The organism is Pseudonocardia bannensis (assembly GCF_012911875.1).
GTDB lineage: Bacteria > Actinomycetota > Actinomycetes > Mycobacteriales > Pseudonocardiaceae > Pseudonocardia > Pseudonocardia bannensis.
Window position 1 is genome coordinate 15,520 of the sequence record NZ_JAAXKZ010000048.1, and the last position, 23,882, is coordinate 39,401.

At 74.9% G+C, this 23,882-nt stretch carries 25 protein-coding genes; 5 read left to right on the forward strand and 20 right to left on the reverse strand.

Translation table 11 applies throughout. The features are described from left to right. Nucleotides 1-16: 16 nt before the first annotated feature. From trpC to HF519_RS14675, 3 genes are read right to left on the reverse strand one after another with little or no spacing between them, the layout of a single operon-like run. Nucleotides 17-853 carry an indole-3-glycerol phosphate synthase TrpC gene (trpC, locus tag HF519_RS14665; protein WP_312860115.1) on the reverse strand — a complete coding sequence of 279 codons (837 nt, stop codon included), beginning with the start codon at nt 851-853 and terminating at the stop codon, nt 17-19. 49 nt (nt 854-902) lie between these two features. Continuing rightward, nucleotides 903-1,562, reverse strand: a complete 660-nt coding sequence (locus HF519_RS14670) for a Trp biosynthesis-associated membrane protein (protein ID WP_169413497.1) — start codon at nt 1,560-1,562, stop codon at nt 903-905. Beyond that, entirely contained in the window at nt 1,559-3,151 is a 1,593-nt protein-coding gene (locus tag HF519_RS14675) for an anthranilate synthase component I (RefSeq protein WP_169413498.1), read from the reverse strand. The genes HF519_RS14670 and HF519_RS14675 overlap by 4 nt, the downstream gene beginning before the upstream one ends. 109 nt (nt 3,152-3,260) lie before the next feature. Between HF519_RS14675 and HF519_RS14680 the strand changes: the two genes are divergently transcribed. Next, the gene (locus HF519_RS14680) at nt 3,261-3,866 is read left to right on the forward strand and encodes a TetR/AcrR family transcriptional regulator (RefSeq protein ID WP_169413499.1); all 606 of its coding nucleotides are present in this window, start codon (nt 3,261-3,263) and stop codon (nt 3,864-3,866) included. After that, a complete protein-coding gene (locus HF519_RS14685; RefSeq protein WP_169413500.1) occupies nt 3,863-5,134 on the forward strand; it encodes an outer membrane protein assembly factor BamB family protein in 1,272 nt (423 codons plus the stop codon). The genes HF519_RS14680 and HF519_RS14685 overlap by 4 nt, the downstream gene beginning before the upstream one ends. A gap of 7 nt (nt 5,135-5,141) precedes the next feature. Here the strand turns inward: HF519_RS14685 and HF519_RS14690 are convergent, their stop codons facing one another. From HF519_RS14690 to nadA, 11 genes are all read right to left on the reverse strand, one after another. Beyond that, a complete protein-coding gene (locus HF519_RS14690; protein ID WP_169413501.1) occupies nt 5,142-5,804 on the reverse strand; it encodes a response regulator transcription factor in 663 nt (220 codons plus the stop codon). A gap of 141 nt (nt 5,805-5,945) precedes the next feature. Continuing rightward, nucleotides 5,946-6,305, reverse strand: coding sequence for a phosphoribosyl-AMP cyclohydrolase (gene hisI, locus HF519_RS14695; protein ID WP_169413523.1), 360 nt, complete (start codon nt 6,303-6,305; stop codon nt 5,946-5,948). Nucleotides 6,306-6,343: 38 nt separating this feature from the next. Continuing rightward, a complete protein-coding gene (hisF, locus tag HF519_RS14700; RefSeq protein ID WP_169413502.1) occupies nt 6,344-7,114 on the reverse strand; it encodes an imidazole glycerol phosphate synthase subunit HisF in 771 nt (256 codons plus the stop codon). A 1-nt stretch (nt 7,115) separates the two neighbouring features. Then, a complete protein-coding gene (priA, locus tag HF519_RS14705) occupies nt 7,116-7,895 on the reverse strand; it encodes a bifunctional 1-(5-phosphoribosyl)-5-((5-phosphoribosylamino)methylideneamino)imidazole-4-carboxamide isomerase/phosphoribosylanthranilate isomerase PriA (RefSeq protein ID WP_169413503.1) in 780 nt (259 codons plus the stop codon). 178 nt (nt 7,896-8,073) lie between these two features. Continuing rightward, nucleotides 8,074-8,709, reverse strand: coding sequence for an imidazole glycerol phosphate synthase subunit HisH (gene hisH, locus HF519_RS14710; RefSeq protein WP_169413504.1), 636 nt, complete (start codon nt 8,707-8,709; stop codon nt 8,074-8,076). Between the two features lie 567 nt (nt 8,710-9,276). Beyond that, nucleotides 9,277-9,876, reverse strand: a complete 600-nt coding sequence (gene hisB / locus HF519_RS14715) for an imidazoleglycerol-phosphate dehydratase HisB (RefSeq protein ID WP_169413505.1) — start codon at nt 9,874-9,876, stop codon at nt 9,277-9,279. Continuing rightward, on the reverse strand, nt 9,873-11,030 hold the full coding sequence (locus tag HF519_RS14720; protein ID WP_312860116.1) for a histidinol-phosphate transaminase: 1,158 nt from the start codon (nt 11,028-11,030) through the stop codon (nt 9,873-9,875). Before HF519_RS14720 ends, hisB begins: the two co-directional genes overlap by 4 nt. Then, on the reverse strand, nt 11,027-12,346 hold the full coding sequence (gene hisD, locus HF519_RS14725) for a histidinol dehydrogenase (RefSeq protein WP_169413506.1): 1,320 nt from the start codon (nt 12,344-12,346) through the stop codon (nt 11,027-11,029). The genes HF519_RS14720 and hisD overlap by 4 nt, the downstream gene beginning before the upstream one ends. 47 nt (nt 12,347-12,393) lie before the next feature. Further along, entirely contained in the window at nt 12,394-13,260 is an 867-nt protein-coding gene (gene nadC, locus HF519_RS14730; RefSeq protein ID WP_169413507.1) for a carboxylating nicotinate-nucleotide diphosphorylase, read from the reverse strand. Beyond that, nucleotides 13,257-14,882, reverse strand: coding sequence for an L-aspartate oxidase (locus tag HF519_RS14735; protein ID WP_169413508.1), 1,626 nt, complete (start codon nt 14,880-14,882; stop codon nt 13,257-13,259). The genes nadC and HF519_RS14735 overlap by 4 nt, the downstream gene beginning before the upstream one ends. Continuing rightward, nucleotides 14,879-15,889, reverse strand: a complete 1,011-nt coding sequence (gene nadA / locus HF519_RS14740; protein WP_169413509.1) for a quinolinate synthase NadA — start codon at nt 15,887-15,889, stop codon at nt 14,879-14,881. Before nadA ends, HF519_RS14735 begins: the two co-directional genes overlap by 4 nt. A gap of 196 nt (nt 15,890-16,085) precedes the next feature. Between nadA and HF519_RS14745 the strand changes: the two genes are divergently transcribed. Then, the gene (locus HF519_RS14745; RefSeq protein WP_169413510.1) at nt 16,086-16,808 is read left to right on the forward strand and encodes an NUDIX hydrolase; all 723 of its coding nucleotides are present in this window, start codon (nt 16,086-16,088) and stop codon (nt 16,806-16,808) included. Between the two features lie 5 nt (nt 16,809-16,813). Next, nucleotides 16,814-17,494, forward strand: a complete 681-nt coding sequence (locus tag HF519_RS14750; RefSeq protein ID WP_169413511.1) for an LON peptidase substrate-binding domain-containing protein — start codon at nt 16,814-16,816, stop codon at nt 17,492-17,494. A 9-nt stretch (nt 17,495-17,503) separates the two neighbouring features. Here HF519_RS14750 and HF519_RS14755 read toward each other — a convergent pair whose 3' ends face one another. Continuing rightward, nucleotides 17,504-18,064, reverse strand: coding sequence for a type II toxin-antitoxin system PemK/MazF family toxin (locus HF519_RS14755; protein WP_169413512.1), 561 nt, complete (start codon nt 18,062-18,064; stop codon nt 17,504-17,506). Nucleotides 18,065-18,128: 64 nt separating this feature from the next. On the opposite strand from HF519_RS14755, the gene HF519_RS14760 reads away from it, so the two are divergent. Beyond that, entirely contained in the window at nt 18,129-19,163 is a 1,035-nt protein-coding gene (locus tag HF519_RS14760; protein WP_169413513.1) for a zinc-binding dehydrogenase, read from the forward strand. A 36-nt stretch (nt 19,164-19,199) separates the two neighbouring features. On the opposite strand, the gene bsaP is transcribed toward HF519_RS14760, so the two are convergent. The 5 genes from bsaP to HF519_RS32385 all read right to left on the reverse strand — a co-directional run. Further along, a complete protein-coding gene (gene bsaP / locus HF519_RS14765) occupies nt 19,200-19,430 on the reverse strand; it encodes a biotin synthase auxiliary protein BsaP (RefSeq protein ID WP_169413514.1) in 231 nt (76 codons plus the stop codon). Next, nucleotides 19,427-20,452 (reverse strand): biotin synthase BioB, encoded by a 1,026-nt coding sequence (bioB, locus tag HF519_RS14770; protein WP_169413515.1) that lies wholly within the window; start codon nt 20,450-20,452, stop codon nt 19,427-19,429. Before bioB ends, bsaP begins: the two co-directional genes overlap by 4 nt. Beyond that, a complete protein-coding gene (gene bioD, locus HF519_RS14775; RefSeq protein ID WP_169413516.1) occupies nt 20,431-21,132 on the reverse strand; it encodes a dethiobiotin synthase in 702 nt (233 codons plus the stop codon). Before bioD ends, bioB begins: the two co-directional genes overlap by 22 nt. Continuing rightward, complete coding sequence (locus HF519_RS14780) at nt 21,129-22,286, reverse strand: 8-amino-7-oxononanoate synthase (RefSeq protein WP_169413517.1); 1,158 nt, start codon at nt 22,284-22,286, stop codon at nt 21,129-21,131. Before HF519_RS14780 ends, bioD begins: the two co-directional genes overlap by 4 nt. Before the next feature lie 140 nt (nt 22,287-22,426). Then, nucleotides 22,427-23,882 (reverse strand): carbonic anhydrase (locus tag HF519_RS32385; RefSeq protein WP_169413518.1); only part of this gene is annotated, 1,456 nt, incomplete at its 5' end.

The window sequence follows — 23,882 nt, forward strand, 5'->3', positions numbered from 1 at the left end:
CCCCCGCTGGTAGTGCTCACCGCACCATTCTGGAGCACGACGGGTGGAAGCCTGCGGCCACCAGGCTGCGGACCGCCGACTGCGGGTCCCCGCTGGTCACCAGGCCCTCCCCGACGAGCACCGCGTCGGCTCCCCAACCGGCGTAGGTGAGCAGGTCACCGGGGCCGCGGACGCCGGACTCGGCGACCCGCAGCACGTCGTTGGGCAGCCCGGGCGCGATCTGGCCGAAGATCGAGCGGTTGACCTCGAGGGTGTGCAGGTTGCGCGCGTTGACCCCGATCAGGCCGGCGCCCGCCTCGAGCGCACGGTCGGCCTCCTCCTCGGTGTGCACCTCGACCAGCGCGGTCATGCCCAGCGACTCGACCCGGTCGAGCAGCGCGACCAGCACGTTCTGCTCCAGCGCCGCGACGATCAGCAGCACCAGGTCGGCGCCGTGCGCGCGGGCCTCGTGCACCTGGTACGGGCTGACGATGAAGTCCTTGCGCAGGATCGGGATGTCGACGACGGCGCGGACGGCGTCGAGGTCGGCGAGCGAACCGCCGAAACGGCGCTGCTCGGTGAGCACGCTGATGACGCGGGCCCCGCCCTCGGCGTAGGACGCGGCCAGCTCGGCCGGGTCGGAGATGGTCGCCAGATCGCCCTTCGACGGGCTGCGCCGCTTGACCTCGGCGATCACGCCGATGCCCGGCGCCCGCAGCGACGCCATCACGTCACGGGGCGGCGGCGCCTGCGCGGCACGCCGCTTGATCTCGGTGAAATCGACGGCGGCCTCGCGAACGGCGAGATCCTGCCGGACCCCGTCCACGATGGACTCGAGGACGCTGGGGCCGGTTTGCTTCGTGCGCTCGCCCACGGGGCTGACTCCCCTTCCGGGTTCGGGCCTTCCAGGCGTTCGGACCATGCTAGACACGCCTCGTCGACGGGTCGCCGCCAGGCCCGGCCTGGGTCTGGGCACCGTCGGCGACGTCCACGGTCGGATCCCGACCCGCGTCCAGCTCCTGCCACGCCGCCCGGTCCGGGTCGACGGCCGGCCTGCGCGCGCCCGGCGCCGCGTACCGGCCTCCGAACCGGGGCAGGCCACGTTCACCCACCAGCAGCGCCGCACCCGCGGCCAGCAGCAGCACACTACCCACCACCCCCAGCCACGGTGCGGGGGTCACCCCCACCGGCACCGACGGCAGTGTCGCCGCCGGGTCGGAGCCGAGCGAGACGTCCAGCAGCACGGCCAACCGCTCGACCGGCGGCGGGCTCAGCAGCCCGGTCAGCGTGATCGCACCGGCGGCGGCACCCGCGAGGACGATCACGCCGCCCAGCGCGCGGCGGGCGATCCCGGAGACCGCGATCGCGGCGGCCACGGCGGCCACCGCGAGCAGCGCGATACCGGCCGGGGCGGGCTCGAGGTCGGCACCGGTCGCCGCGAGTTCGACCTCGCCCCGGGTGGCCGTGACGACGGTCGCGGAGAACCAGGTCAGCCGGGATGAGCCCCACAGCGCCAGGGCCCCGGCCAGCAGGCCGACACAGATCAGCAGCAGCCGGCGGCGCCCGTCCCCGGCGGCACTCACCGTGGCTCCCGCCCGTTGCCTCCCGGAGCGCTCCCCGGCTCGCCCAACGTGGCCGCCGTGGCCACCGCGGACAGCACCGCCCGGGCCTTGTTCAGGCACTCGGTGTCCTCCGCGACGGGGTCGGAGTCGGCCACGATCCCGCCGCCGGCCTGCACGTACGCGGTCCCGCTGCGGACCAGCGCGGTGCGGATCGCGATGGCGGTGTCGGCGTTGCCGGCGAAGTCCAGGTACCCGACGATCCCGCCGTAGAGCCCACGCCGGGTCGGCTCCAGCTCCTCGATGATCTCCATCGCCCGCACCTTCGGCGCTCCCGACAGCGTCCCCGCGGGGAAACAGGCCAGCACGGCGTCGTAGGCGTTGCGGTCCTCACGCAGCGTGCCGGTGACCGTCGAGACCAGGTGCATCACGTGGCTGTAGCGCTCGACGGAGAAGAAGTTGTGCACCTTGACCGTGCCCGGCTCGCACACCCGGCCCAGGTCGTTGCGGCCCAGGTCGACGAGCATCACGTGCTCGGCGCGCTCCTTCTCGTCGGACCGCAGGTCCTTCTCCAGAAGGACGTCCTCCTCCTCGGTCGCCCCGCGCCAGCGGGTGCCGGCGATGGGGTGCGTGGTGGCCTGCCCGTCGCGGACCGTGACCAGCGCCTCCGGGCTGGAGCCGACGATCGCGAACGGGGGCCCGCCGCCCACGTCCTCGAGGTGCAGCAGGTACATGTACGGGCTCGGGTTGGTCGACCGCAGCACCCGGTAGACGTCCAGCGGGTCGGCCTCGCACTCCATCTCGAAGCGCTGCGAGACGACGACCTGGAACGCCTCCCCCGCGCGGATCTGCTCCTTGGCCACCTCCACGGCCGCGTGGTGCTCGGCCGGGCTGCGGCGGCGCAGGAAGCGCGGCTCGGCAGGCTCGTACACGCCCACCGTGGACGGGGCGGGGGCACGCAGCTGCTCGGTCATCCGGTCCAACCGGGCCACCGCGTCGTCGTAGGCCTCGTCGACGCGGGCGTCGGAGGCGTCCCAGTTGATCGCGTTGGCGATCAGGGTGACGGTGCCCTCGTGGTGGTCGAGCGCGGCCAGATCGGTGGCCAGCAGCATCACGAGCTCGGGCAGCGCGAGGTCGTCGGTGGTGGACACCGGCAGCCGCTCCAGGCGGCGCACCACGTCGTAGCCGAGGTAGCCGACCATTCCACCGGTCAGCGGCGGCAGCCCGGGCAGCGGCTCGCTGCGCAGCTCCTCGACGACCGTGCGCAGCGCCGCGAGCGGGTCGCCCGAGGACGGCATTCCGACCGGCACCTCGCCGGTCCAGCGCAGCGCGCCGTCCACCGCCGTCAGCGCCGCGGCGCTGTGCGCCCCCACGAACGACCAGCGCGACCAGGACCGCCCGTTCTCCGCGGACTCGAACAGGAACGTGCCCGGCCGGGAACCGGCGAGCTTGCGGTAGACCCCGACGGGGGTCTCGTCGTCGGCGAGCAGCCGGCGCGTCACGGGGATCACCCGGTGCGCGGTGGCCAGCTCGCGGAACTCCTCGCGACTGGGGGCGACCGAGCCCAGCGCCCCGGTGGAGGGGCCGCCGGAAGGAATCGTGCTGACGGGCATCGCAGCATTCTCTCAGGCCGCGTCCGTCCCCGGCGCCACCCGTGTGGCGCAGCCTGTCGGCCCGCACACCCCCGGTGCCCGGGCGCCGCGGGGCGAGGAAGATGACCTCGTGAGCGAAACCCGGCCGGCGGCCCGCCGGCGAGGCCGCCGCCCGGCCGGCGAGGACACCCGCAGCGCGCTGCTGGCCGCGGCCCGGGTGGAGTTCGCCGAGCGCGGCTTCGACGGTGCCACCGTCCGGCGGATCGCCGACCGCGCCGGCGTGGACGCCGCGATGGTGAACCACTGGTTCGGCGGCAAGGAGCGGCTGTTCACCGCCTCGCTGGACCTGCCCATGGACCCCGACGCGATCCTCGCCGAGGTCCTCCCGGGCGATCCCGAGCAGCTCGGCGAGCGCATCATCGCGATGTTCCTGCGGGTCTGGGACGCGACCGGCGGCGGGCCGCTGGCCGCACTCATCCGCAGCGTGGCCGGGCACGAGCAGGCCGCGCGGATGATGCGCGAGTTCGTCGCCCGGGTGATCCTGGGCCGCTTCATCCGCGAGGTCGCTCCCGACCGGCCGGACCTGCGCGCGGCACTGTGCGCCACCCAGATCATCGGCCTCGGCATGATCAGGTACGTCCTCCGCCTGGAACCACTGGCCTCGGCCGACCACCAGACCGTCGTCACGACGATCGCGCCGAGCCTGCAGCGCTACCTGACCGGAGAGCTCGGTTGACCCAGCAGGTGCCGGGACGCCACCGACCGGCCGCGGTGGCGCTGATCCTGGTCGCAGTGATGATCACCCTCGTCGTCGGCGCGGCAGTGGCCTACCGGACGCTCGGGGGCTGCGCGAGCGGCGGCGACGCCGGTCCGGCCGCACCCGCCGGCCCGCCCGGCGACGCCGACCGGACCGCCGCCGCGGCGCTGACGACGGCGGGCCTGCCCGTGACCCCGGCCTGGAGCGTCGCCGTCACGGGCCGTGGTCTCGCCGCCGCGGCGGCGACCGGGGACACGGTCCTCCTGCTGGACCGCGGTGCCGACGGCTCCGTGTTGCGCGCGCACGACCCGTCGACCGGGGTCGCCCGCTGGCAGCGCACCGCGCCCGGGCTGGGCAGCACCGGCATCGTGCTCGCCCAGCAGGGCGTCGCGGTGGTCACCGGTGGGGCCCGGGACGGCAGCGGAGAGCTGGCCGGTCTCCGCGAGACCGACGGACAGGTGCTCTGGTGCGCCGGGCTGTCGGCCGGCGCACCCGGTCTCGTCGACGTCCTGGGTGACGGCGCGGACACCGTGGTCCTCGTCGAACGCGCCGGGGGCACCGCGACCGTGACGGCCCTGGGCACGGCCGACGGGCGGCAGCGCTGGCGCACGGAGGTGCCGGCCCGCGGGGACGGCGCACCGGTGCTCAGCCCCGGCGCGGGCGGGGTCGTCGCGCTGCCCGGCGATACGGGCCTCGTCGCGCTGGACCTGGCCACCGGAGCGGAGCGCTGGCGCACCCCTTCGCCCGGGTCGTCCGGGTCGCCGGAGGATCCGCGGCCGTTGCTCGGCGTGCCCGGCCGGGTCGTCGCCGCGACCGCCGCCGGGGCGGCCGGGCTGAGCGCGGCCGACGGCACCGAGGCCTGGTCCGTGGCGACGGACGGCGCGCTGCGGGCGCCCGGGTTCGGCTGGGTGGACGGCGACCTCGCGGTGCTCGACCGGTCCACGTCCGCGCAACCCCGTTCCGGGCTGCTCGCGCGGCGGCTGTCCGACGGGACCCCCGGCTGGCAGCTGAACTGGGCCGACGTGGGCGTTGCGGCACCGGCGGGGACACCGGCGACCGCCGCCGCCGGCGGACGCCGGCTCGTCGCCGACGGCGCCACGGTCGTCGTCCTGGATCCCGCCACCGGCGCAGCGGGCAGCGGCCGGCTGCCCGGCGCGGTCGACGCGCTCGCCGCGGATCCGGCCGGGGGCGTGCTGGTGACCGCCACCGCGGAGCGGGTGACGGTGTACACGGCGCCCGGCCGCTGAGCCGGCCTCAGACGGGGCGCCGGGGATCCAGCAGGCCCGACTCGTATGCGGTGACCACCGCCTGGGTGCGGTCCCGCGCGCCCAGCTTGGTCAGCACCTCCCCGACGTGGGTCGTCGCCGCCTCGACCCCGAGCAGGAGGTCGGCGGCGATCTCGGTGTCGGACAGGCCGCGGGCCACCAGCCGGAGCACCTCGGTCTCGCGGTCGGTCAGCCCGGCGTCGTGCAGCCCGTCCCCGTCGAAGCGGCCACGGGTCGCCACGAGATCCCGGACCGCCGCCGGGAACAGCAGCGCCTCCCCCGCGGCGACGGTGCGCACCGCCCGGACGATCTCCACCGGCCGGGCCCGCTCGAGCACGAATCCGGCGGCGCCGGCGTGGAGCGCGTCGTAGACGTGCCCGTCGTTGCCGAAGGTGGTGAGGATCAGCACCCGGGGCGGATCGTCCACGCCCAGCAGGTGCCGGGTGGCGGTGATGCCGTCCACCGCGTTGGTCCGGACGTCGATCAGCACCACGTCCGGGCGCAGCCGGCGCACCAGGCCGGGGACCTCCGCCACGTCACCGGTCTCCCCGAGCACCGCCATGTCCGGTTCCGCGTCGAGGATGGCGCGCAGGCCGGCGCCGGCGAGATCCTCGTCGTCGACCAGCAGCAGGCCGATCGGACACGCACTCACACCGCGATCATCGCGCGTCCGTCAACGGCGGACGGAGGGACCCGCCGCGCTGCTCGTCCCGCCCCGACCGTGTCCGACGCGGGTGGACCTGCGTCGACCCGCCTCGCCCGGCGCCGGCATCGGACGGCGTCAGGGTCCTGGTCAGGCGTCGTCGGAGGCCAGCAGGACGTCGGTGTCGAAACAGGTCCGGGTGCCGGTATGGCACGCCGGACCGGTCTGGTCGACGACGACGAGCAGCGCGTCGCCGTCGCAGTCGAGCCGGACCTCGTGCACGTGCTGCACGTGGCCGGAGGTGTCACCCTTGACCCAGTACTCCGCACGGCTGCGCGACCAGTACGTCGCCCGTCCGGTGGTCAGGGTGCGGTGCAGCGCCTCGTCGTCCATCCAGGCGACCATCAGCACCTCGCCCGTGCCCCGCTGCTGGGTCACCGCGCAGACCAGGCCGTCGGCGTTGCGCTTGAGGCGGGCGGCGATCGCCGGGTCCAGCTCGGATCGCCCCACGCGGCCGCTCGCGAGCTCGCTCGGCGCCGATGACCCGCTCACCGGACCTCCACGTCAGCGGCCCGCAGGCCGTCCTTGACCTCGCCGATCCGCAGGGCGCCGAAGTGGAACACGCTCGCGGCGAGCACCGCGTCGGCACCGGCCCGGACGGCGGGCACGAAGTCCTCGACCTTCCCGGCGCCGCCGCTGGCGATCACCGGGACGTCGACCACCGCGCGCACCTGGCGGATCATCTCGAGATCGAATCCGGCCCGGGTGCCGTCGGCGTCCATCGAGTTCAGCAGGATCTCCCCGACGCCCAGCTCCTGGCCGCGCGCGGCCCACTCGACGGCGTCGATCCCGGTGCCGCGGCGGCCACCGTGTGTGGTCACCTCGAACCCGGACGGGGTGGGCTCGCCGTCGCGGACCCGGCGGGCGTCGACCGACAGCACGATGCACTGCGACCCGAACCGGCGGGCCGCCTCGTGCAGCAGCTCCGGGCGGGCGATCGCGGCGGTGTTGATGCTGACCTTGTCCGCACCCGCGCGGAGCAGCCGGTCGACGTCGTCGGTGCTGCGGATGCCCCCACCGACGGTGAGCGGGATGAACACCTGCTCGGCGGTGCGGCGGACCACGTCGAACATCGTCTCGCGGCCGCCCGAGGACGCCGTGACGTCGAGGAAGGTCAGCTCGTCGGCGCCTTCGTGGTCGTAGACGGCGGCCATCTCCACCGGGTCCCCGGCGTCGCGCAGATCGGCGAAGTTGACGCCCTTCACCACCCGGCCGGCGTCGACGTCCAGGCACGGGATGACGCGGACCGCGACCCCCATGTCAGCCGGCCGCCCGGCCCGCTGCCGCGCCGCCCCGGGGCACCGCGCGGACCGCCGCGAGCGCCTCGGGGAGCGTGAAACGGCCTGCGTACAGCGCCTTCCCGACGATCGAGCCCTCCAGGTTGACCCCGGTCGCGGCGAGCTCGGCCAGGGCGACCAGGTCGGACACCTCGGCGATGCCGCCGGAGGCGACCACCGGCGCGGTCGTCGCGTTCGCGACGTCACGCAGCAGCTCGGTGTTCGGGCCGCGCAGCGTGCCGTCCTTGCTGACGTCGGTGACCACGTACCGGGCGCAGCCGTCGCGGTCGAGGCGGGCCAAGGTCTCCCACAGGTCGCCACCGTCGGTGGTCCAGCCGCGGGCGGCGAGCCGGTGGCCCTGTTCGGTGATCCGGACGTCGAGACCGACGGCGATCCGGTCGCCGTGCTCACCGACCACGCGGGCGCACCACTCGGGGTTCTCCAGTGCGGCGGTGCCGAGGTTCACCCGGGCGCAGCCGGTGGCGAGGGCGCGCTGCAGCGAGGCGTCGTCGCGGATGCCGCCGGAGAGCTCCACGGCGACGTCGAGCTCGCCGACCACACCGGCGAGCAGCTCGGCGTTCGAACCCCGCCCGAAGGCGGCGTCGAGGTCGACCAGGTGGATCCACTCGGCGCCGTCACGCTGCCAGGCCAGGGCAGCCTCGAGGGGGTCGCCGTAACCGGTCTCGGTGCCGGCCTCCCCCTGAACGAGGCGCACGGCCTGACCGTCGGCGACATCGACCGCGGGAAGCAAGGTGAAACTCACGCGCCGCAGCCTACCGACGGTGACGGGAGCGCCGTCCGACGGCCGGGAACTCCGCGACCGAGGGCCCACCGGCCCCTGAGCGGGGACGCAGCGACGTGAGAGCGACGTGAGAGGGCCACCGGTGCCGCCGATTCATGGTCGAAGTGCGCTGGTGTTCACCTCACGGTGGCGGCCGGGCTCAGCCGACGACGTCGCGCAGCCAGTTCTGCAGGACCGTCGCGCCGGCGTCACCGGACTTCTCCGGGTGGAACTGCGTCGCCGACAGCGCGCCGTTCTCCACCGCCGCGACGAAGTCCTCGCCGTGGTGCGCCCAGGTGACCAGCGGCGGGCGCATCACCGTGGAGACCTCCATCTCCCACCGCCGCACCCCGAAGGAGTGCACGAAGTAGAAGCGGGTGTCGGCGTCGAGCCCGGCGAACAACGTCGACCCACGGGGCGCGCGCACGGTGTTCCAGCCCATGTGCGGCAGCACGTCGGCCTTGAGCCGCTCGACCGTCCCGGGCCACTGCCCGCAGCCCTCCGTGCGGTCGCCCCACTCGACGCCGAGGTCGAACATGATCTGCATCCCGACGCAGATCCCGAGCACCGGCCGGCCACCGGCGAGGCGGCGTTCGATGATCCGCCGGCCGCCGACCGAGGTCAGCCCGGCCATGCAGGCGGCGAACGCGCCGACACCGGGCACCACCAGGCCGTCCGCCTCGACCGCGGCGTCGGCGTCGGCGGTCACCGTGACGTCGGCGCCCACGCGGCGCAACGCCCGTTCCGCGGAGCGCAGGTTGCCCGATCCGTAGTCCAGCACGACGATCCGCGACACGAGGCCAGGATAGACACACCGACCGCCGTGACCGGGGATCCACGGCCTGCCCGAACGGGTCACCTCGGTCACGGGCGGGGCCGGGGCCAGGCCGCCACCAGGCCCGCGCGAGACGAGGTACGGCGCCGTCCGGCTCTCGGTGACCTTCACCACGTCCGCCGGTCGGCCCGCGGTCCGGCCAAGCGCCGGCCCCGGTACACCGACGAGCCCCCGCTCGAGCTCGTGCTCATCGAGAACCCGGACGCCGCCGACCGCCTCAACCACCTCGGTGTCGAGGTCGAGGGCGCCGACGAGGTCCGGGCAGCGACGGACCACCTCATCGGCGCGGGCCTCGCGACGGCCACCGAGGAGGAGGTCAGCTGCTGCTTCGCCGTGCAGGGCGAGGTGGCGCGCCGGAGTCCACCGCCCGCTGCTGCTGACCACTCGGTCAGCTCAGCCGCGAGCCGGTCAGGGACCGAGCAGCGCGGCGGGCACCACGGCGATCCCGTCGGGGCGGCGGTACGCCTCCGGGCCGGTGGTCACGACCACCGCTGCAGCTGGTCGGGCTACTGCGCTACCGGCAGGCACTCAGAGCGTGCCCTTGGTCGACGCGATCCCGGTGATCCGGGCGTCCGGCTCGGTGGCCGCGCGCAGCGCCCGCGCGACGGCCTTGAACTCGGCCTCGGTGATGTGGTGCGGGTCGCGGCCGCCGAGCACGCGCACGTGCAGCGCGAGGTGGCCGTGGAAGGCCAGCGACTCGAACACGTGGCGGTTGAGCACCGTGGGGTAGTGCCCGCCGACCACGAACCCGGTCATCATCTCGGGCTCGCCGGTGTGCACCGTGTAGGGCCGCCCGGACACGTCGACGACGGCCTGGGCCAGCGCCTCGTCCATCGGGATCCAGGCGTCGCCGAACCGGCGGATGCCCTTCTTGTCCCCCAGCGCCTGGCGCAGCGCCTGGCCGAGCACGATCGACACGTCCTCGACCGTGTGGTGGACGTCCACCTCGACGTCGCCCTCCGCGCGGACGGTCAGGTCGAACGCGCCGTGCTTGCCCAGCGCGTCGAGCATGTGGTCGAAGAACGGGACCCCCGTCGAGATCTCGGTGATCCCGGTCCCGTCCAGGTCGATCTCGACCAGGACCTTCGACTCCTTGGTGACCCGTTCGACGCGGCCGATGCGGCTCATTTCACGATCTCCTCAGCTGCGACGTCTGCGTTGGTTTCCGCGTTGATCTCCAGGGCCACCTGCAGGAACGCGTCGTTCTCCTCGGGCGTGCCGATCGTGACCCGCAGCCGCTCCGGGATGCCCACGTCGCGGATCAGCACTCCGCGGTCGAGGAACGCCCGCCAGGCGCGCGGGGCGTCGGCGAAGCGGCCGAACAGCACGAAGTTCGCGTCGCTGGGCACCACGTCGTAGCCGGCGGCGGCCAGCTCGGACACCACCCGGTCCCGCTCGGCGCGCAGCAGCGCGACCGACCCGAGCGTCGCCGCGGCGTGCCGCAGCGACGCCCGCGCGGCGGCCTGGGTGAGCGCCGACAGGTGGTAGGGCAGCCGGACGAGCTGCAGGGCGTCGACGACGGCGGGTGCGGCGGCCAGGTAACCGAGCCGCCCCCCGGCGAACGCGAACGCCTTGCTCATCGTGCGGGACACGATCAGCTTGTGCCCGTGCGTGCCGAGCAGCGTGACCGCGCTGGGCCGGTCGGAGAACTCGGCGTACGCCTCGTCGACGACCACCATGCCGGGCGCGGCGTCGATGAGCCGGGCCAGCTCGTCCGGCTCCAGCGACTGCCCGGTGGGGTTGTTCGGGCTGGTCAGGAACGTGAGGTCGGGGGCCCGCTCGGCGAGCAGCGCGGCTGCGGCGTCGACGTCGATCGCGAAGTCGGCGCGCCGCGGCGCGGGCAGCCACTCGGTGCGAGTGCCCGCGGCGATGATCGGGTGCATCGAGTAGGACGGCTCGAAGCCGACGGCGAGACGTCCCGGCCCGCCGAACGCCTGCATGACCTGCTGCAGGATCTCGTTGGACCCGTTGGCGGCCCACAGGTTCGCGGTCGTCAGCGGCACCCCGGTGTCGGCCGTCAGATAGGCGGCGAGGTCGGCGCGCAGCGCGACGGCGTCGCGGTCGGGGTAGCGGTGCAGGTCGGCGGCTGCGGCCGCGGCCGCGGCGGTCACGTCGGCGACCAGCTCGGGCGGCGGCGGGTACGGGTTCTCGTTGGTGTTCAGCCGCACCGCGACGTCGAGCTGGGGGGCGCCGTAGGGGCTCTTGCCACGCAGGTCGTCGCGCAGCGGGAGCGCGTCGAGCGTGACGTCCGAGCCGACCACGGTCTCCTCGACGGCGGTCACTTGGCGAACCGCGCCGTGACGGCGGCCCCGTGCGCGGGCAGGTCCTCCGCGGCCGCCAGCGTGACGACCTGGCCGGCCACGTCCCGCAGCGCGTCCTCGGTGTACTCGACGAGGTGCACGCCGCGCAGGAACGTCTGCACCGACAGCCCGCCGGAGTGGCGCGCGCACCCGCCGGTGGGCAGCACGTGGTTGGAACCGGCGCAGTAGTCGCCGAGCGAGACCGGCGCCCAGGGGCCGATGAAGATCGCCCCGGCGTTGCGCACCCGCAGGGCGACGGCGCGGGCGTCCTCGGTCTGGATCTCCAGGTGCTCGGCGGCGTAGGCGTCGACCACATCGACTCCGTCATCGAGGTCCGCGACGAGGATGGTGCCGGACTGCCGGCCACCGAGGGCGGTGCGGATCCGCTCGACGTGCTTGGTCTGCGGGATCTGCCGCTCCAGCTCGGCGTCGACGGCGTCCGCGAGCTCCGGCGAGGTGGTGACCAGGACCGACGCGGCGTTCGGGTCGTGCTCGGCCTGGCTGATCAGGTCGGCGGCCACGTGCACCGGGTCGGCGGTGTGATCGGCCAGCACCGCGATCTCGGTGGGGCCCGCCTCGGAGTCGATGCCGATCAGCCCACGGAGCAGCCGCTTGGCGGCGGTGAGATAGATGTTGCCCGGGCCGGTGGCCATGTCCACCGGCTCGAGCTCGGCGCCGTCTGTGTCGGTGCCGCCGTAGGCCAGCAGCGCGACGGCCTGCGCCCCGCCGACCGCCCACACCTCGTCGACCCCGAGCAACGCGGCGGCGGCGAGGATCGTCGGGTGCGGAAGCCCGCCGTGCTCGGCCTGCGGCGGCGAGACCACGACCAGCGACTCGACGCCCGCGGCCTGCGCCGGGACCACGTTCATCACCACCGACGACGGGTAGACCGCGAGCCCGCCCGGCGCGTAGAGCCCGACGCGGCGGACCGGCACGAACCGCTCGGTGACCGTGCCGCCGGGGACGACCTGGGTGGTGATGTCGCTGCGGCGCTGGTCGGCGTGGACCTTCCGGGCGCGCTCGATCGAGGTCTCCAGGGCCTCGCGCACGGCCGGGTCCAGCGCGGCGAGCGCGCCCTGCAGGGTCTGCGCGGGCACCCGGACCGCGCTCGGGCGGACCCGGTCGAACCGCTCCGCGAACTCCAGCACCGCGTCGACCCCGCGTTCGCGGACCGCGTCGACGATCGGGCGCACCTGATGCAGCACCGCGTCCACGTCGACCTCGGCGCGCGGGAGCGCGGCCCGGAGCGCGGCGGGACCGGGCAGTCCGGTGGAACGCAGATCGGTGCGATGGAGCATGGTCCTCAGGGTAATCGTTGGAGTGACGCCACCTCGCTTCGCGCCGCTCACCGGGGCCGGAGGTCCAGGCCGAGGTCGAGGGCGGTCACGGAGTGGGTCAGGGCGCCGACGGCGATGTAGTCGACGCCGGTGTGCGCGTACTCGCGGGCGTTCGCGAGCACGAGCCCGCCGGAGGACTCCAGCAGCGTCGCCGACTCCCCCCGGCGGCGGACGGCCTCCCGGGTCTCGGCCACGGAGAAGTTGTCCAGCAGCACGAGCTCGGCGTCCAGCGCGAGCACCTCGTCGAGCTGGGCCAGCGAGTCCACCTCCACCTCGCAGGGCAGATCCGGCGCGAGGGACCGGGCCGCGGCCAGCGCGGCGCCGACCGATCCGGCCGCGGCGACGTGGTTGTCCTTGATCAGCACGGCGTCGCCGAGGCCGAGCCGGTGGTTCACCCCGCCGCCGCAGCGCACGGCGTACTTCTCCAGCAGCCGCAGCCCCGGCAGCGTCTTGCGGGTGTCCCGGATCGCGGCACGGGTGCCGGCGACGGCGTCGACCCAGGCCCGGGTCGCGGTGGCCACCCCGGAGAGGTGGCACAGCAGGTTGAGCGCCGTCCGCTCGGCGGTGAGCAGGCCCCGGACCGGCGCCCGCACAACGAGCGCCGGTACCCCGGCGACCAGCTCGTCGCCGTCGGCCGCGGCGGCGAGCACCTCGTAGCCGTCCGCCCCGAGGACTGTGTCGAGCACCGCCCGCGCGGCCGGCAGCCCGGCGAGCACGCCCGGCTTGCGGGGGGTGAACTCCCCCACCGCGACGGCGTCGGCGGGCACGGTGGCCGCGGTCGTCGCGTCCGGGCCGTACCGCAGGTCCTCGGCCAGCGCGGTGTCGACGACGCGGCGCAGGTCGTCGAGGTCGGGGCCGGTGAGCGTGGCGGTCATGCGGCACCGACCGCGGCGGGCTCGGAGTGCACGACCGGGACACCGGACGGGTCGAGCCCGACCACGAGGCTGGCGCGCTGCCAGACGTCGTCACGATCGGGGAAGTCGGTGCGCACGTGGCAACCTCGGCTCTCGGTACGGGTGCCGGCTGCGGCGAGCACGGCCTGGGCCAGCAGGGTCAATGCGGAGTCCTCCACCCCGGCGCGGTCGATCGGGGCCCCGAGCACGGTTGCGGCCTCGACCGCGTCGGACGCGGCCGCGAGCCCCGCGGCGTCCCGGCCGATCCCGGCACCGGTGCTCATCGCGCGCTGGAGGGTCCAGCGTTCGGCGATGCCCGCGACGAGCGGCGGGATCCGGCCCGCTCCGGCGACCGGACGGGGCCCGGCCAGATCGGCCGCCACGGCGCGGGCTGCCCTCGCCGCGACGACGAGGCCCTCCAGCAGGCTGTTCGACGCCAGCCGGTTGGCCCCGTGCAGACCGGTGCGGGCCACCTCGCCCGCGGCGTACAGGCCGGGGACGTCGGTGCGTCCGTCCACATCGGTGACGACGCCGCCGCACGCGTAGTGCGCCGCCGGGGTCACCGGGATCGGCTCGCTCACCGGGTCGACGCCGATCGCGCGGCAGGCCGCGAGGACCGTCGGGAACCGGGCCGCGAAGCCCTCGAGCCGGGTGGCGTCGAGCCAGACGCACTCCGAGCCCGTGTCGGCCAGCCGCCGGGTGATGGCAGCCGCGACGACGTCCCGCGGCGCCAACTCGGCCAGCGGGTGCACGCCGGGCATGAACCGGTGTCCGGACCGGTCGAGCAGCAGCGCGCCCTCCCCGCGGACCGCCTCGGTGACCAGCGGACGGCGCCCGCGCGCCCCGGGGAGATGGAGCACCGTCGGGTGGAACTGGACGAACTCGAGGTCGGCCGCGGTCGCGCCGGCGCGCAGCGCGAGCGCGATGCCGTCGCCGGTCGCGGTCTCGGGATTGGTGGTGCTCGCGAACAGCTGGCCGTAGCCGCCGCTGGCCAGCACGACCGCGGAGGCGTGCAGCACCCCGGGCCTGCCCCGATCGTCGAGGACAGCCAGACCGGCGACCCGGCCGGTGTCGTCGCGCAGCGCATCCACCGCGACGTGGCCGGTGAGCAGCGGCAGCCCGCGGCCCGTCGCGGCGGCGACCAGTGCCCGCTCGACCTCGGCGCCGGTCGCGTCGCCGCCGGCGTGCACGACCCGGAATGCGGAGTGCCCGCCCTCCCGGGTCCGCGCGAGCCGACCGGAGAGGTCGGGGTCGAAGACCGCGCCGCGGGCGCGCAGCCGGGTGACCGCGGCCGGGCCGCCGGCGATGATCGAGGCCACGGCAGCCGGGTCGTTCAGCCCACCGCCGGCGGCGAGGGTGTCGGCGACGTGGGCGTCGAGGGAGTCCCCGGGGACGTCTCCGACCACGACCGCCACGCCGCCCTGCGCCCATCGCGTGCACCCGGCGTCGGCCGCGTCCTTGGTCACCACGACCACGCGCAGGCCGGCCTCGGCCACGTCGAGGGCGACGGTCAGCCCGGCGACGCCGCTGCCGACGACCACGACGTCGGCACTCGCCTCCCACGCCGACGGCGCGGCACCGGCGAGCGGACCGCGGGGGGTCACTCGCCGCCCCCGGGCCGGCCGATCTCGATCATCCGCTGCACCGCGGCCCGGCCACGCGCGGCGAGCTCGGGATCGACGTGCACCTCGTCGGTGCCGTCGCGCAACGACCGCAGCAGCGCCTCCGGGGTGATCATCTTCATGTACGTGCAGGATGCCCGGTCGTTCACCGGCCGGAAGTCGACCTCCGGGGCCGCCCGGTGGAGCTGGTGCAGCATCCCGATCTCGGTCGCGACCAGCACGGACTTCGCGCGGGTCTCCCGGGCCTCGTCGAGCATGCCGCCGGTGGAGAGGATCTTGACCCGCTCGGCGGGCACCGCACCGGCCCCGGCCAGGTAGAGCGCCGAGGTCGCGCACCCGCACTCGGGGTGCACGAACAGCTCGGCGTCGGGATCGGCTTCCGCCTTGGCGGTGAGCTCGGCGCCGTTGATGCCGGCGTGCACGTGGCACTCCCCGGCCCAGACGTGCATGTTCTCCCGGCCGGTGACCCGGCGGACGTGCGCGCCGAGGAACTGGTCGGGCAGGAACAGCACCTCGCGGTCGGCCGGGATCGACTCGACGACCTCGACGGCGTTCGACGACGTGCAGCACACGTCGGTCTCGGCCTTCACCGCGGCGGTGGTGTTGACGTAGGAGACCACGACGGCACCCGGGTGCTCGGCCTTCCAGGCGCGCAGTTCGTCCGCGGTGATCGAGTCGGCGAGCGAGCAGCCGGCCCGGGCGTCCGGGATGAGGACGGTCTTGTCCGGAGCGAGGATCTTGGCCGTCTCGGCCATGAAGTGGACCCCGCAGAACACGATGGTGTCGGCGTCGGCGGCGGCCGCGATGCGCGAGAGCGCCAGCGAGTCCCCCACGTGGTGGGCCACGTCCTGGATCGCGGGCACCTGGTAGTTGTGCGCCAGCACGACCGCGTTGCGGCGCTCCGCCAGGGCGCGGACCTCGTCGGCCCAGGCCGCGTCGGGCGCGCGCTCGGCCGGCGGGACCTCCGGGAGAACCTGGGACAGGCTCATGGGCTGGACCTCCATCCATGTTTTCGACTATGGATCGAAAACGACCGTGATCGTAGCAGCAGGCCTGCCCGGTCGGCACCGTTCCCGTGACCCTCACCTCAGGTCCCGTTCAGGTCTCGTCCGGTTCCGGGATGTCGCGCGTTCACCGCCCGTGGCGGGCTCGGGACCCGGTGCGCCCGGGGCATACGATTCGGCCATGCCCGGCCGTGCCGATCAGCGATGCAGCCGCGCGACGGGTCACGAGGTGCTCGCCGCCGTGCTGCAGATCCGGGACGGCGCCCTGAAGGTGCTCGCGTGGCAGCGCGCCCTGCCGCCCGACCCCGGCCGCTGGGCCCTGCCCGGCGGGCGCCTGCGCGACGACGAGGACGTCGAGGCCTCGGTGCGCCGCCAGCTCGCGGAGAAGGTCGACGTGCGGGAGGTGACCCACGTCGAGCAGATCTCGGTGTTCAGCGACCCCGACCGGGTACCGGGCGACCGGCTGGTCGCGACTGCGTTCCTCGGCCTGGTCCGCTCCGACGCCGACCCCGCCGTTCCCGCGGACACCGCCTGGCACCCGGTCGCCTCGCTACCGGCGACGGCCTTCGACCATGCCGAGATCGTGGCCGTCGCGCGGGACCGGCTGCGGGCCAAGCTGTCCTACACCAACCTCGGCTTCGCGCTGGCCCCGGCCGAGTTCACGATCTCCGCACTGCGCGAGCTCTACTCCGCCGCGCTCGGCCATCCCGTCTCCGCGACCAACCTGCAGCGGGTGCTCACCCGCCGCCGGTTGCTGGAGCCGACCGGGGAGGTCGCCCCGCCCGGGCCGGCCGGCGGACGACCCGCCGCGCTGTTCCGATTCGCCGATCGTTCGCTCCGGGTGACCGACGCGTTCGCCGTACTGCGGCCGCCGGGCGAGCCGGGACGAACCGTCGTAACGTAGGCGCCGTGGCCGCGACCCTTCCTCTCTTCCCGCTGGGAACGGTCCTCATGCCCGGTGCGTCGCTGCCGCTGCACATCTTCGAGCCGCGGTACCGCCAGCTGACCGTCGACCTGGTGACCGGTGCGGTGCCGGGCAAGCAGTTCGGGGTCGTCGCGCTGCGTGAGGGCTGGGCCCCCGACGAGCACGGCATCGACGGGCTGCACACCGTCGGCTGCACCGCCGAACTGCTCGACGTGCGGCGGCTGCCCGACGGCCGGTTCGACATCGTGACCCGCGGCGCCCGCCGGTTCCGCCTGCTCGAGCTCGACGCGGAGTCCAAGCCGTACCTGATGGGTGCCGTCGAATTCCTGCCCGACGAGCCGACGACACCGGCGGCCGAGGACACGACCCGGGTACTGACGGCCGCCGCCCGGGCCGCGCACCGGCGCTACTGCTCCACGGCGTGGAAGAGCGACGACTGGTCCGAGCCCGAGCACGACGTCGCGCCCGACACCCTCTCGCACCTGCTGGCCGCCGACTGCCTGCTCCCGATGAGCGATCGGCAACGGCTGCTCGAGCAGACCTGCCCGACGACACGGCTGAAGATGGTCCGGGCGCTGATGGCGCGCGAGACCGGGTTGCTCACCCACCTGCGCGCCGTCCCGGCCCCCATGACGACGTTCGCCGTCGAGCACAGCTTCAACTGATCCGGCGGGTCAGCGCCAGCCGTAGCGGGTGCGCAGCTCGGCCGCGACGCGGTCGAAGCGGGTGCGGTCCAGGACGGCGCCCTCCCGGCGGATGTCGTGCTCGCCGACCTCCAGGACCCGGTCGAGGCGGATGAACGACGCACGGCCCTGGCGGTCCCACGCGCCGGACCCGATGCCGACCCAGTTCGGGTCGCCGGCCCGGTCGTGCTGGCTGGAGAGCATCAGGCCGAGCAGGTCGGACCCGCGCCGCCCCACCACCAGCAGCGGCCGGTCCTTGCCCTGGCTCGCGTCCTCCTCGTAGGGCACCCACGCCCAGACGATCTCGCCCGGATCGGCAGCGCCGTCCAGATCGGGCGCGTAGACGACCGTCATGGCGCGGTCGGCGGCCGGCGCCGTGCGCACGGGCCCGCGAGCGGGAGCCGACGGGCGGGGACCGTCCGGCTCCGAGCGGCGGGGAGCGGGGCGCTCCGGAGCGGCGGTGCCGCCCCGCCGGCCGCCCTTGTTCGACTCCGAGAGCAGGTCGAGCCCGATCGTGACGGCCCGCTTGAGCAGATTCGGCCAGTTCGCCATGCGCGACAGCTTGGCGGATGGGTAACCGCCCCCGGTCACCGACCGTCGGTGAGGAGGAGGCCCCATGCGTGCGACCGTCCTGTACGCCGCCGGCGACGTGCGGATCGAGGAGGTGCCCGACCCGGTCCTGCACGAACCGACCGACGCGATCGTGCGTGTCGTGCGGTCCTGCATCTGCGGCAGCGACCTGTGGCCGTACCGGCACATGAAGCCCGATCCGCACGGGCGGCGGATGGGCCACGAGTTCATCGGGGTCGTCACCGAGACCGGCGCGGACGTCGGCCGGCCGGCGGTCGGCGACGTGGTGGTCGCACCGTTCATGTACTGCGACAACACCTGCGAGTTCTGCCGGGAGGGCCTGCACACCTCCTGCCGCCGCGGCGGGGGCTGGGGTATCGGCGGCGTCGACGGCGGGCAGGGCGAGGCGGTGCGGGCGCCGCTGGCCGAGGGCACCCTCGTGACGCTGCCGGTCGGCGCGGACGATCCGCTGATCCCGTCGCTGCTGACGCTGTCCGACGTGTTCTGCACCGGGCACCACGCCGCGGTCTGCGCCCGGGTGCGGGCGGGATCGGCCGTCGCGGTGGTCGGTGACGGCGCCGTCGGGCTGTGCGGGGTGCTGGCCGCCCGCCGGCTCGGGGCCGAGCAGATCGTCCTGCTCGGCCACCACAAGGAGCGCACGGATCTCGGACGCGAGTTCGGCGCCACCGATGTCGTGACCGAACGCGGCGGCGAGGCGGTGGCCCGGGTACGCGAGCTGACCGGCGGTGACGGGGTGCATTCCGTCCTGGAGTGCGTCGGCCTGGTCGACGCGTTCGAGACCTCGCTGGCGATCACTCGGCCCGGCGGCGCCGTGGCCCGGGTCGGCGTCCCGCAGTACGAGCAGGTCCCGCTGGGCCGGGCGGTGTTCATGGCCAACATCACGGTGTCCGGCGGGGTCGCCCCGGCCCGGGCCTACATCGAGGAACTGCTGCCCGACGTGCTCGAAGGCCGCCTCGAACCGGGACGGGTGTTCGACCGGACCGTGGACCTCGACGGGGTCCCGGGGGGCTACGCGGCGATGAACGAGCGCCGGGCGCTCAAGGTGATGATCGTCCCGTAGCGGCCCGGCGGAACCGCCCGGGCCGGGGCGCCCCGGCTACCCTGCCGAGCTGCGCTCGCCGTGCCGGCTGCACCGCGCCGTCCAGCCGACCGGCGTCACCTGCACGACCATGCGCCGCGCGCAGTCCGGGCAGTACCGGGGCGGCTCCAGCTCCCGGCGCGCGGTGCACCGCGGATGCTCGGCGCCGTCCGCCGGCCGCCCGCACTGGTCGCAGAACGCGCCCGCCGCCGCACCGCCCTGCGAGGTCTCGGCCACCGGAGTCGTCACAGCGTGTCGTTCAGGGCCTTGATCGGCATCTGCAGCTCGCCGAGCAGGTCGATGTCGGACTCCGCCGGGCGGCCCAGCGTGGTCAGATAGTTGCCCACGATCACCGCGTTGATCCCACCCAGCAGCCCCTGCCGCGCCCCCAGATCGCCCAGGGTGATCTCCCGGCCCCCGGCGAAGCGCAGGATCGTGCGCGGCAGCGCCAACCGGAACGCCGCCACCGTGCGCAGCGCGTCCGGCCCCGCCATCGGCTCCAGCTCCCCGAACGGAGTGCCCGGGCGCGGGTTGAGGAAGTTCAGCGGCACCTCGTCGGGCTCCAGCGCCGCCAGTTGCGCCGCGAACTCGGCACGCTGCTCCAGGCTCTCGCCCATCCCGACGATCCCGCCGCAGCACACCTCCATCCCGGCCTCGCGCACCATGCGCAGGGTCTCCCAGCGCTCCTCCCAGGTGTGCGTGGTGACCACGTTCGGGAAGTGCGAGCGGGCCGTCTCCAGGTTGTGGTTGTAGCGGTGCACCCCCATCGCGGCCAGCGCCTCGACCTGCTCGGAGGTGAGCATGCCCAGCGAGCAGGCGATGTTGATGTCGATCTCGTCGCGGATCGCCGCGATGCCCGCCGCGACCTGGGTCATCAGCCGCTCGTCCGGGCCGCGGACCGCGGCCACGATGCAGAACTCGGTGGCGCCGGTCTTCGCGGTCTGCTTGGCCGCCTCCACCAGCATCGGGATGTCCAGCCACGCCGAGCGCACCGGCGAGGCGAACAGGCCCGACTGCGAGCAGAAGTGGCAGTCCTCCGGGCAGCCACCGGTCTTGAGCGAGATGATCCCCTCGACCTCGACCTCCGGCCCGCACCAGCGCATCCGCACCTCGTGCGCCAGCTCCAGCAACTCGTCCAGCGCGTCATCGGGCAGGCGCAGCACCTCCAGCACCTGGGACTCGGACAGACCCTTGCCCTTCTCCAGGACCTGGGTGCGGGCGGTGCTGAGGATGTCCGACTGCGTTGTGGTCACGGTCCGGGAGTGTGCCATTCCCCGCCGAGCTCGGGTGCCAGGGTGTGACGCGCGACCTCGGCGAAATCGAGTGGGCCCAGCCTCGCCGCCCCGGCGGGGAGGGCGCCGAGCAGCGGCACCCCGGTGACGGCGGGCAGATCGGCGAGGTTGCAGCGGGCGGCGAGGCCGGGCTCGGCGGGCCACGCACCGACCACCACACCCGCGCAGGTGAGCCCGCGTGTGTGCAGCGCCTCGACGGTGAGCGCGGTGTGGTTGAGCGTGCCCAGGCCGGCCGCGGCGACGACGAGCACGGGCGCGTCGAGGGCGGCGGCGACGTCGGCGAGCGTGCCCGGCGGGTCGTCGGTGAACCGCACCAGCAGGCCGCCCGCGCCCTCGACGATCACCAGGTCGTGATCGGCGGCCAGCTTTCCGGCCCGATCCGCGGCGTCCGCGGGGGACACCGGGACGGCGCCGGCCCGGCGGGCGGCGGTGGCCGGGGCCAGCGGATCCGGGTAGCGGGCCAGCTCACCGGTGGTGATCCCCCCGCCGGTGAGCCGCTGCACCTCGGCGAGGTCGCCGGGCTCGTCGGGCCCCACGCCGGTCTGCGCGGGCTTCAGCACGGCGACCCGGTCGCCCCGCGCGACCGCGAGCGCCGCGAGCGCCGCGGTGACGACGGTCTTGCCCACGTCGGTCCCGGTTCCGGTGACAACGAGGATCACGACCGGGCCTCCGCCAGCACGGTCGCGAGCACGGCCCGCACCCGGTCGAGGTCGGCGTCGCCCAGATCGGCCCGGGCGGTCAGCCGCAACCGGCTCGTCCCCTCCGGGACCGACGGGGGCCGGAAGCAGCCCACCCGCAACCCGAGTTCCGCGCAGCGCCGGGCCGCGTCGAACGCCACCACCGGCGAGCCCAGCACCACCGACACGACCGCCGAGGGCGGCGCCGCCACCCCGGCCGCGGCGGCGATCGCCGCCGCGGCCGCGAGCACCGCCCACGGACGCCCCGGCTCGTCGCGGAGCACCTGCAGCGCGGCCAGCGCCGCGCCCACGCAGGCCGGCGCCAGGCCGGTGTCGAAGATCATCGTGCGTGCGCTGTCCACCAGGTGCGCGATCACCGCCGCCGGGCCGAGCACCGCCCCGCCCTGGCTGCCCAGCGACTTCGACAGCGTCACGGTGAACACCACGTCGTCCGCGCCGGCCAGCCCCACGCCGGCGAGCACACCGCGGCCGCCCGGGCCGCAGACCCCGAGCCCGTGCGCCTCGTCCACCACGAGCACCGCACCCCGGGCCCGACACACCGCGTGCAGCGCGCGCAGCGGGGCGAGGTCGCCGTCGGCGCTGCCGACGCTGTCGGTGACGACGATCGCGCGCTCCTCGGTGCGCGCTGCCAGCACCGCGTCGACGGCGGCGACGTCGTTGTGCGCGGTGACCGCGACCCGGGCCCGGGACATCCGGCAGGCGTCGACCAGCGAGGCGTGGTTGGCGGCGTCGGACACGATGAGTGCGCCGGCCCCCGACAGTGCGGTGACGACGCCCAGGTTCGCGGCGTAGCCGGAGGAGAACACCAGACCCGCCTCGGCGCCGGTGAAGGCGGCCAGCTCCCGTTCCAGCTGCGCGTGCAACTCGGTGCTGCCGGTGACCAGCCGTGACCCCGTCGACCCCGCACCCCAGATTCGCAGCGCCGCGACACCCCCGTCGACGACGCGCTTGTCCCGCGAGAGGCCGAGGTAGTCGTTGCCGGCCAGGTCGAGCAGCGGCTCGTCGGCCGGGCGGGGACGCAGCTCCCGGCGCAGCCCCGCCGCGCGGCGGCGCTCGGCGGTGTCGTCCAGCCAGGCCAGCGGGTGCGGCGTCGCCGCCGGTGCGGGGGTGTCCACGACCGCCGACCCTAAGCGCTCCCCCGCCCCGTGAGGTACGTGACGTCGCCCCGCGCGATCCGCCCGGTGGCAGGAAGGCCACGTTCGCGCCGTCGCCCGGCGTGAACGTGGCCTTCCTGCACTACACAGGAGCCGGCGCGCTACCGCCCCGCCGGGGCCAGCGGGGTGTCCCTGTCGAGCGGCCGGAACTCGTTCGCCCCGGCGTCGAACACCAGGACCTGCGCGGTGGGGATGTCGAAGAACAGCCCCATCAGTTCGGCGTCCACACCCTGGGCGCGCAGCACGTCGAGTTGCAGCGCGACATTGACCATGGCCAGCGCCTCGGCCTCCCCGTACCCCGCGCGCAGGCCCGCCGCGGCCACCGGGTGGCCGTCGCGGTAGGCCTGCAGGCTCGGCGCGCCGGCCTTGAGCCAGTCGCCGAGGGCGCCGTCGGGCATGTCGGTGGGGACGCCGTCGAGCAGGCCCCGCATGGCGCCGCATCCGGAGTGCCCGACGACCGCGATCAGCGGCACCCGCAGCACCGACGTCGCGTACTGCACCGCCGCGCGGACCGACGTCCCGGCCACCAGGTTGCCCACGTTCTGCACCGTGAACAGGTCGCCGGGGCCGCTGTGGGTGATCACGTTGGGCATCACCCGGGAGTCGGCGCAGGACAGCAGCAGCCCGGACGGGTCCTGGCCGCCGGCCAGCTCGCGCAGGGTCGGGCGGAGCAGCCCGGCGGTCCGCTCGTGGTAGGCGGCGACCCCGGCCAGCATCGGCGCACGGGGGGACGCCGTCTCATCACCGCGCCACTGCGACCAGGTCGCGAACCGGGGGCGCGGGTGCTCGGCGGCCTCGGCGGCGCCCGGCTCGAAGACCTGTACCCGGGTGCCGGTGGCGCGATGCCGCTCGGTCCAGCCGGCGAGGTGGTCGTAGGCGGCGTGGTCGAGGTAGTCGACGATGAGGTCGATGCGCACCGGAGTCCCGGCGGGCACCTCGCCGAGTACGCGGGACAGCGCGGGCACGGACAGGAAGCTCAGCGTGCCCTCCACGACGACGCGCAGCGGTCCGGACGTGCCGTCCCCGGGCTCCTCGAGCCGCACCCGCGCCCGCACCGCGCGGTGCAGGACCAGCAGACCCGCCAGCACGAGCCCGATCAGGACGCCCTCCAGCAGGTTGAGCACGAGCACTCCGGCCACGGTGGCCAGGTAGACCGCGAGCTCGCGGTGCTGGTGGGCGGTACGGATGTCGGCCAGCTTGACCAGTTGCACGCCGACCACGACGAGCAGCCCGGCGAGCGCCGCGAGCGGGATCATCTCGACGACATCGATCAGCGCGATCGCGAAGACGGCGATCCAGATGCCGTGCAGCACGGTGGAGGCGCGGGTCTTCGCCCCGGCCAGCACGTTGGCCGAGCTGCGCACGATCACCCCGGTGATCGGCAACCCGCCGAGGAACCCGGAGACGGTGTTGGCGGCGCCCTGGCCGAGCAGCTCGCGGTCGGCGTCGGTGCGCGGTCCGTTGTGCATCCGGTCGACCGCGACCGCGGAGAGCAGACTCTCGACGCTCGCGATCAGCGCGACGGTCAGCATGCCGCCGATGACCCCGGCCCACCCG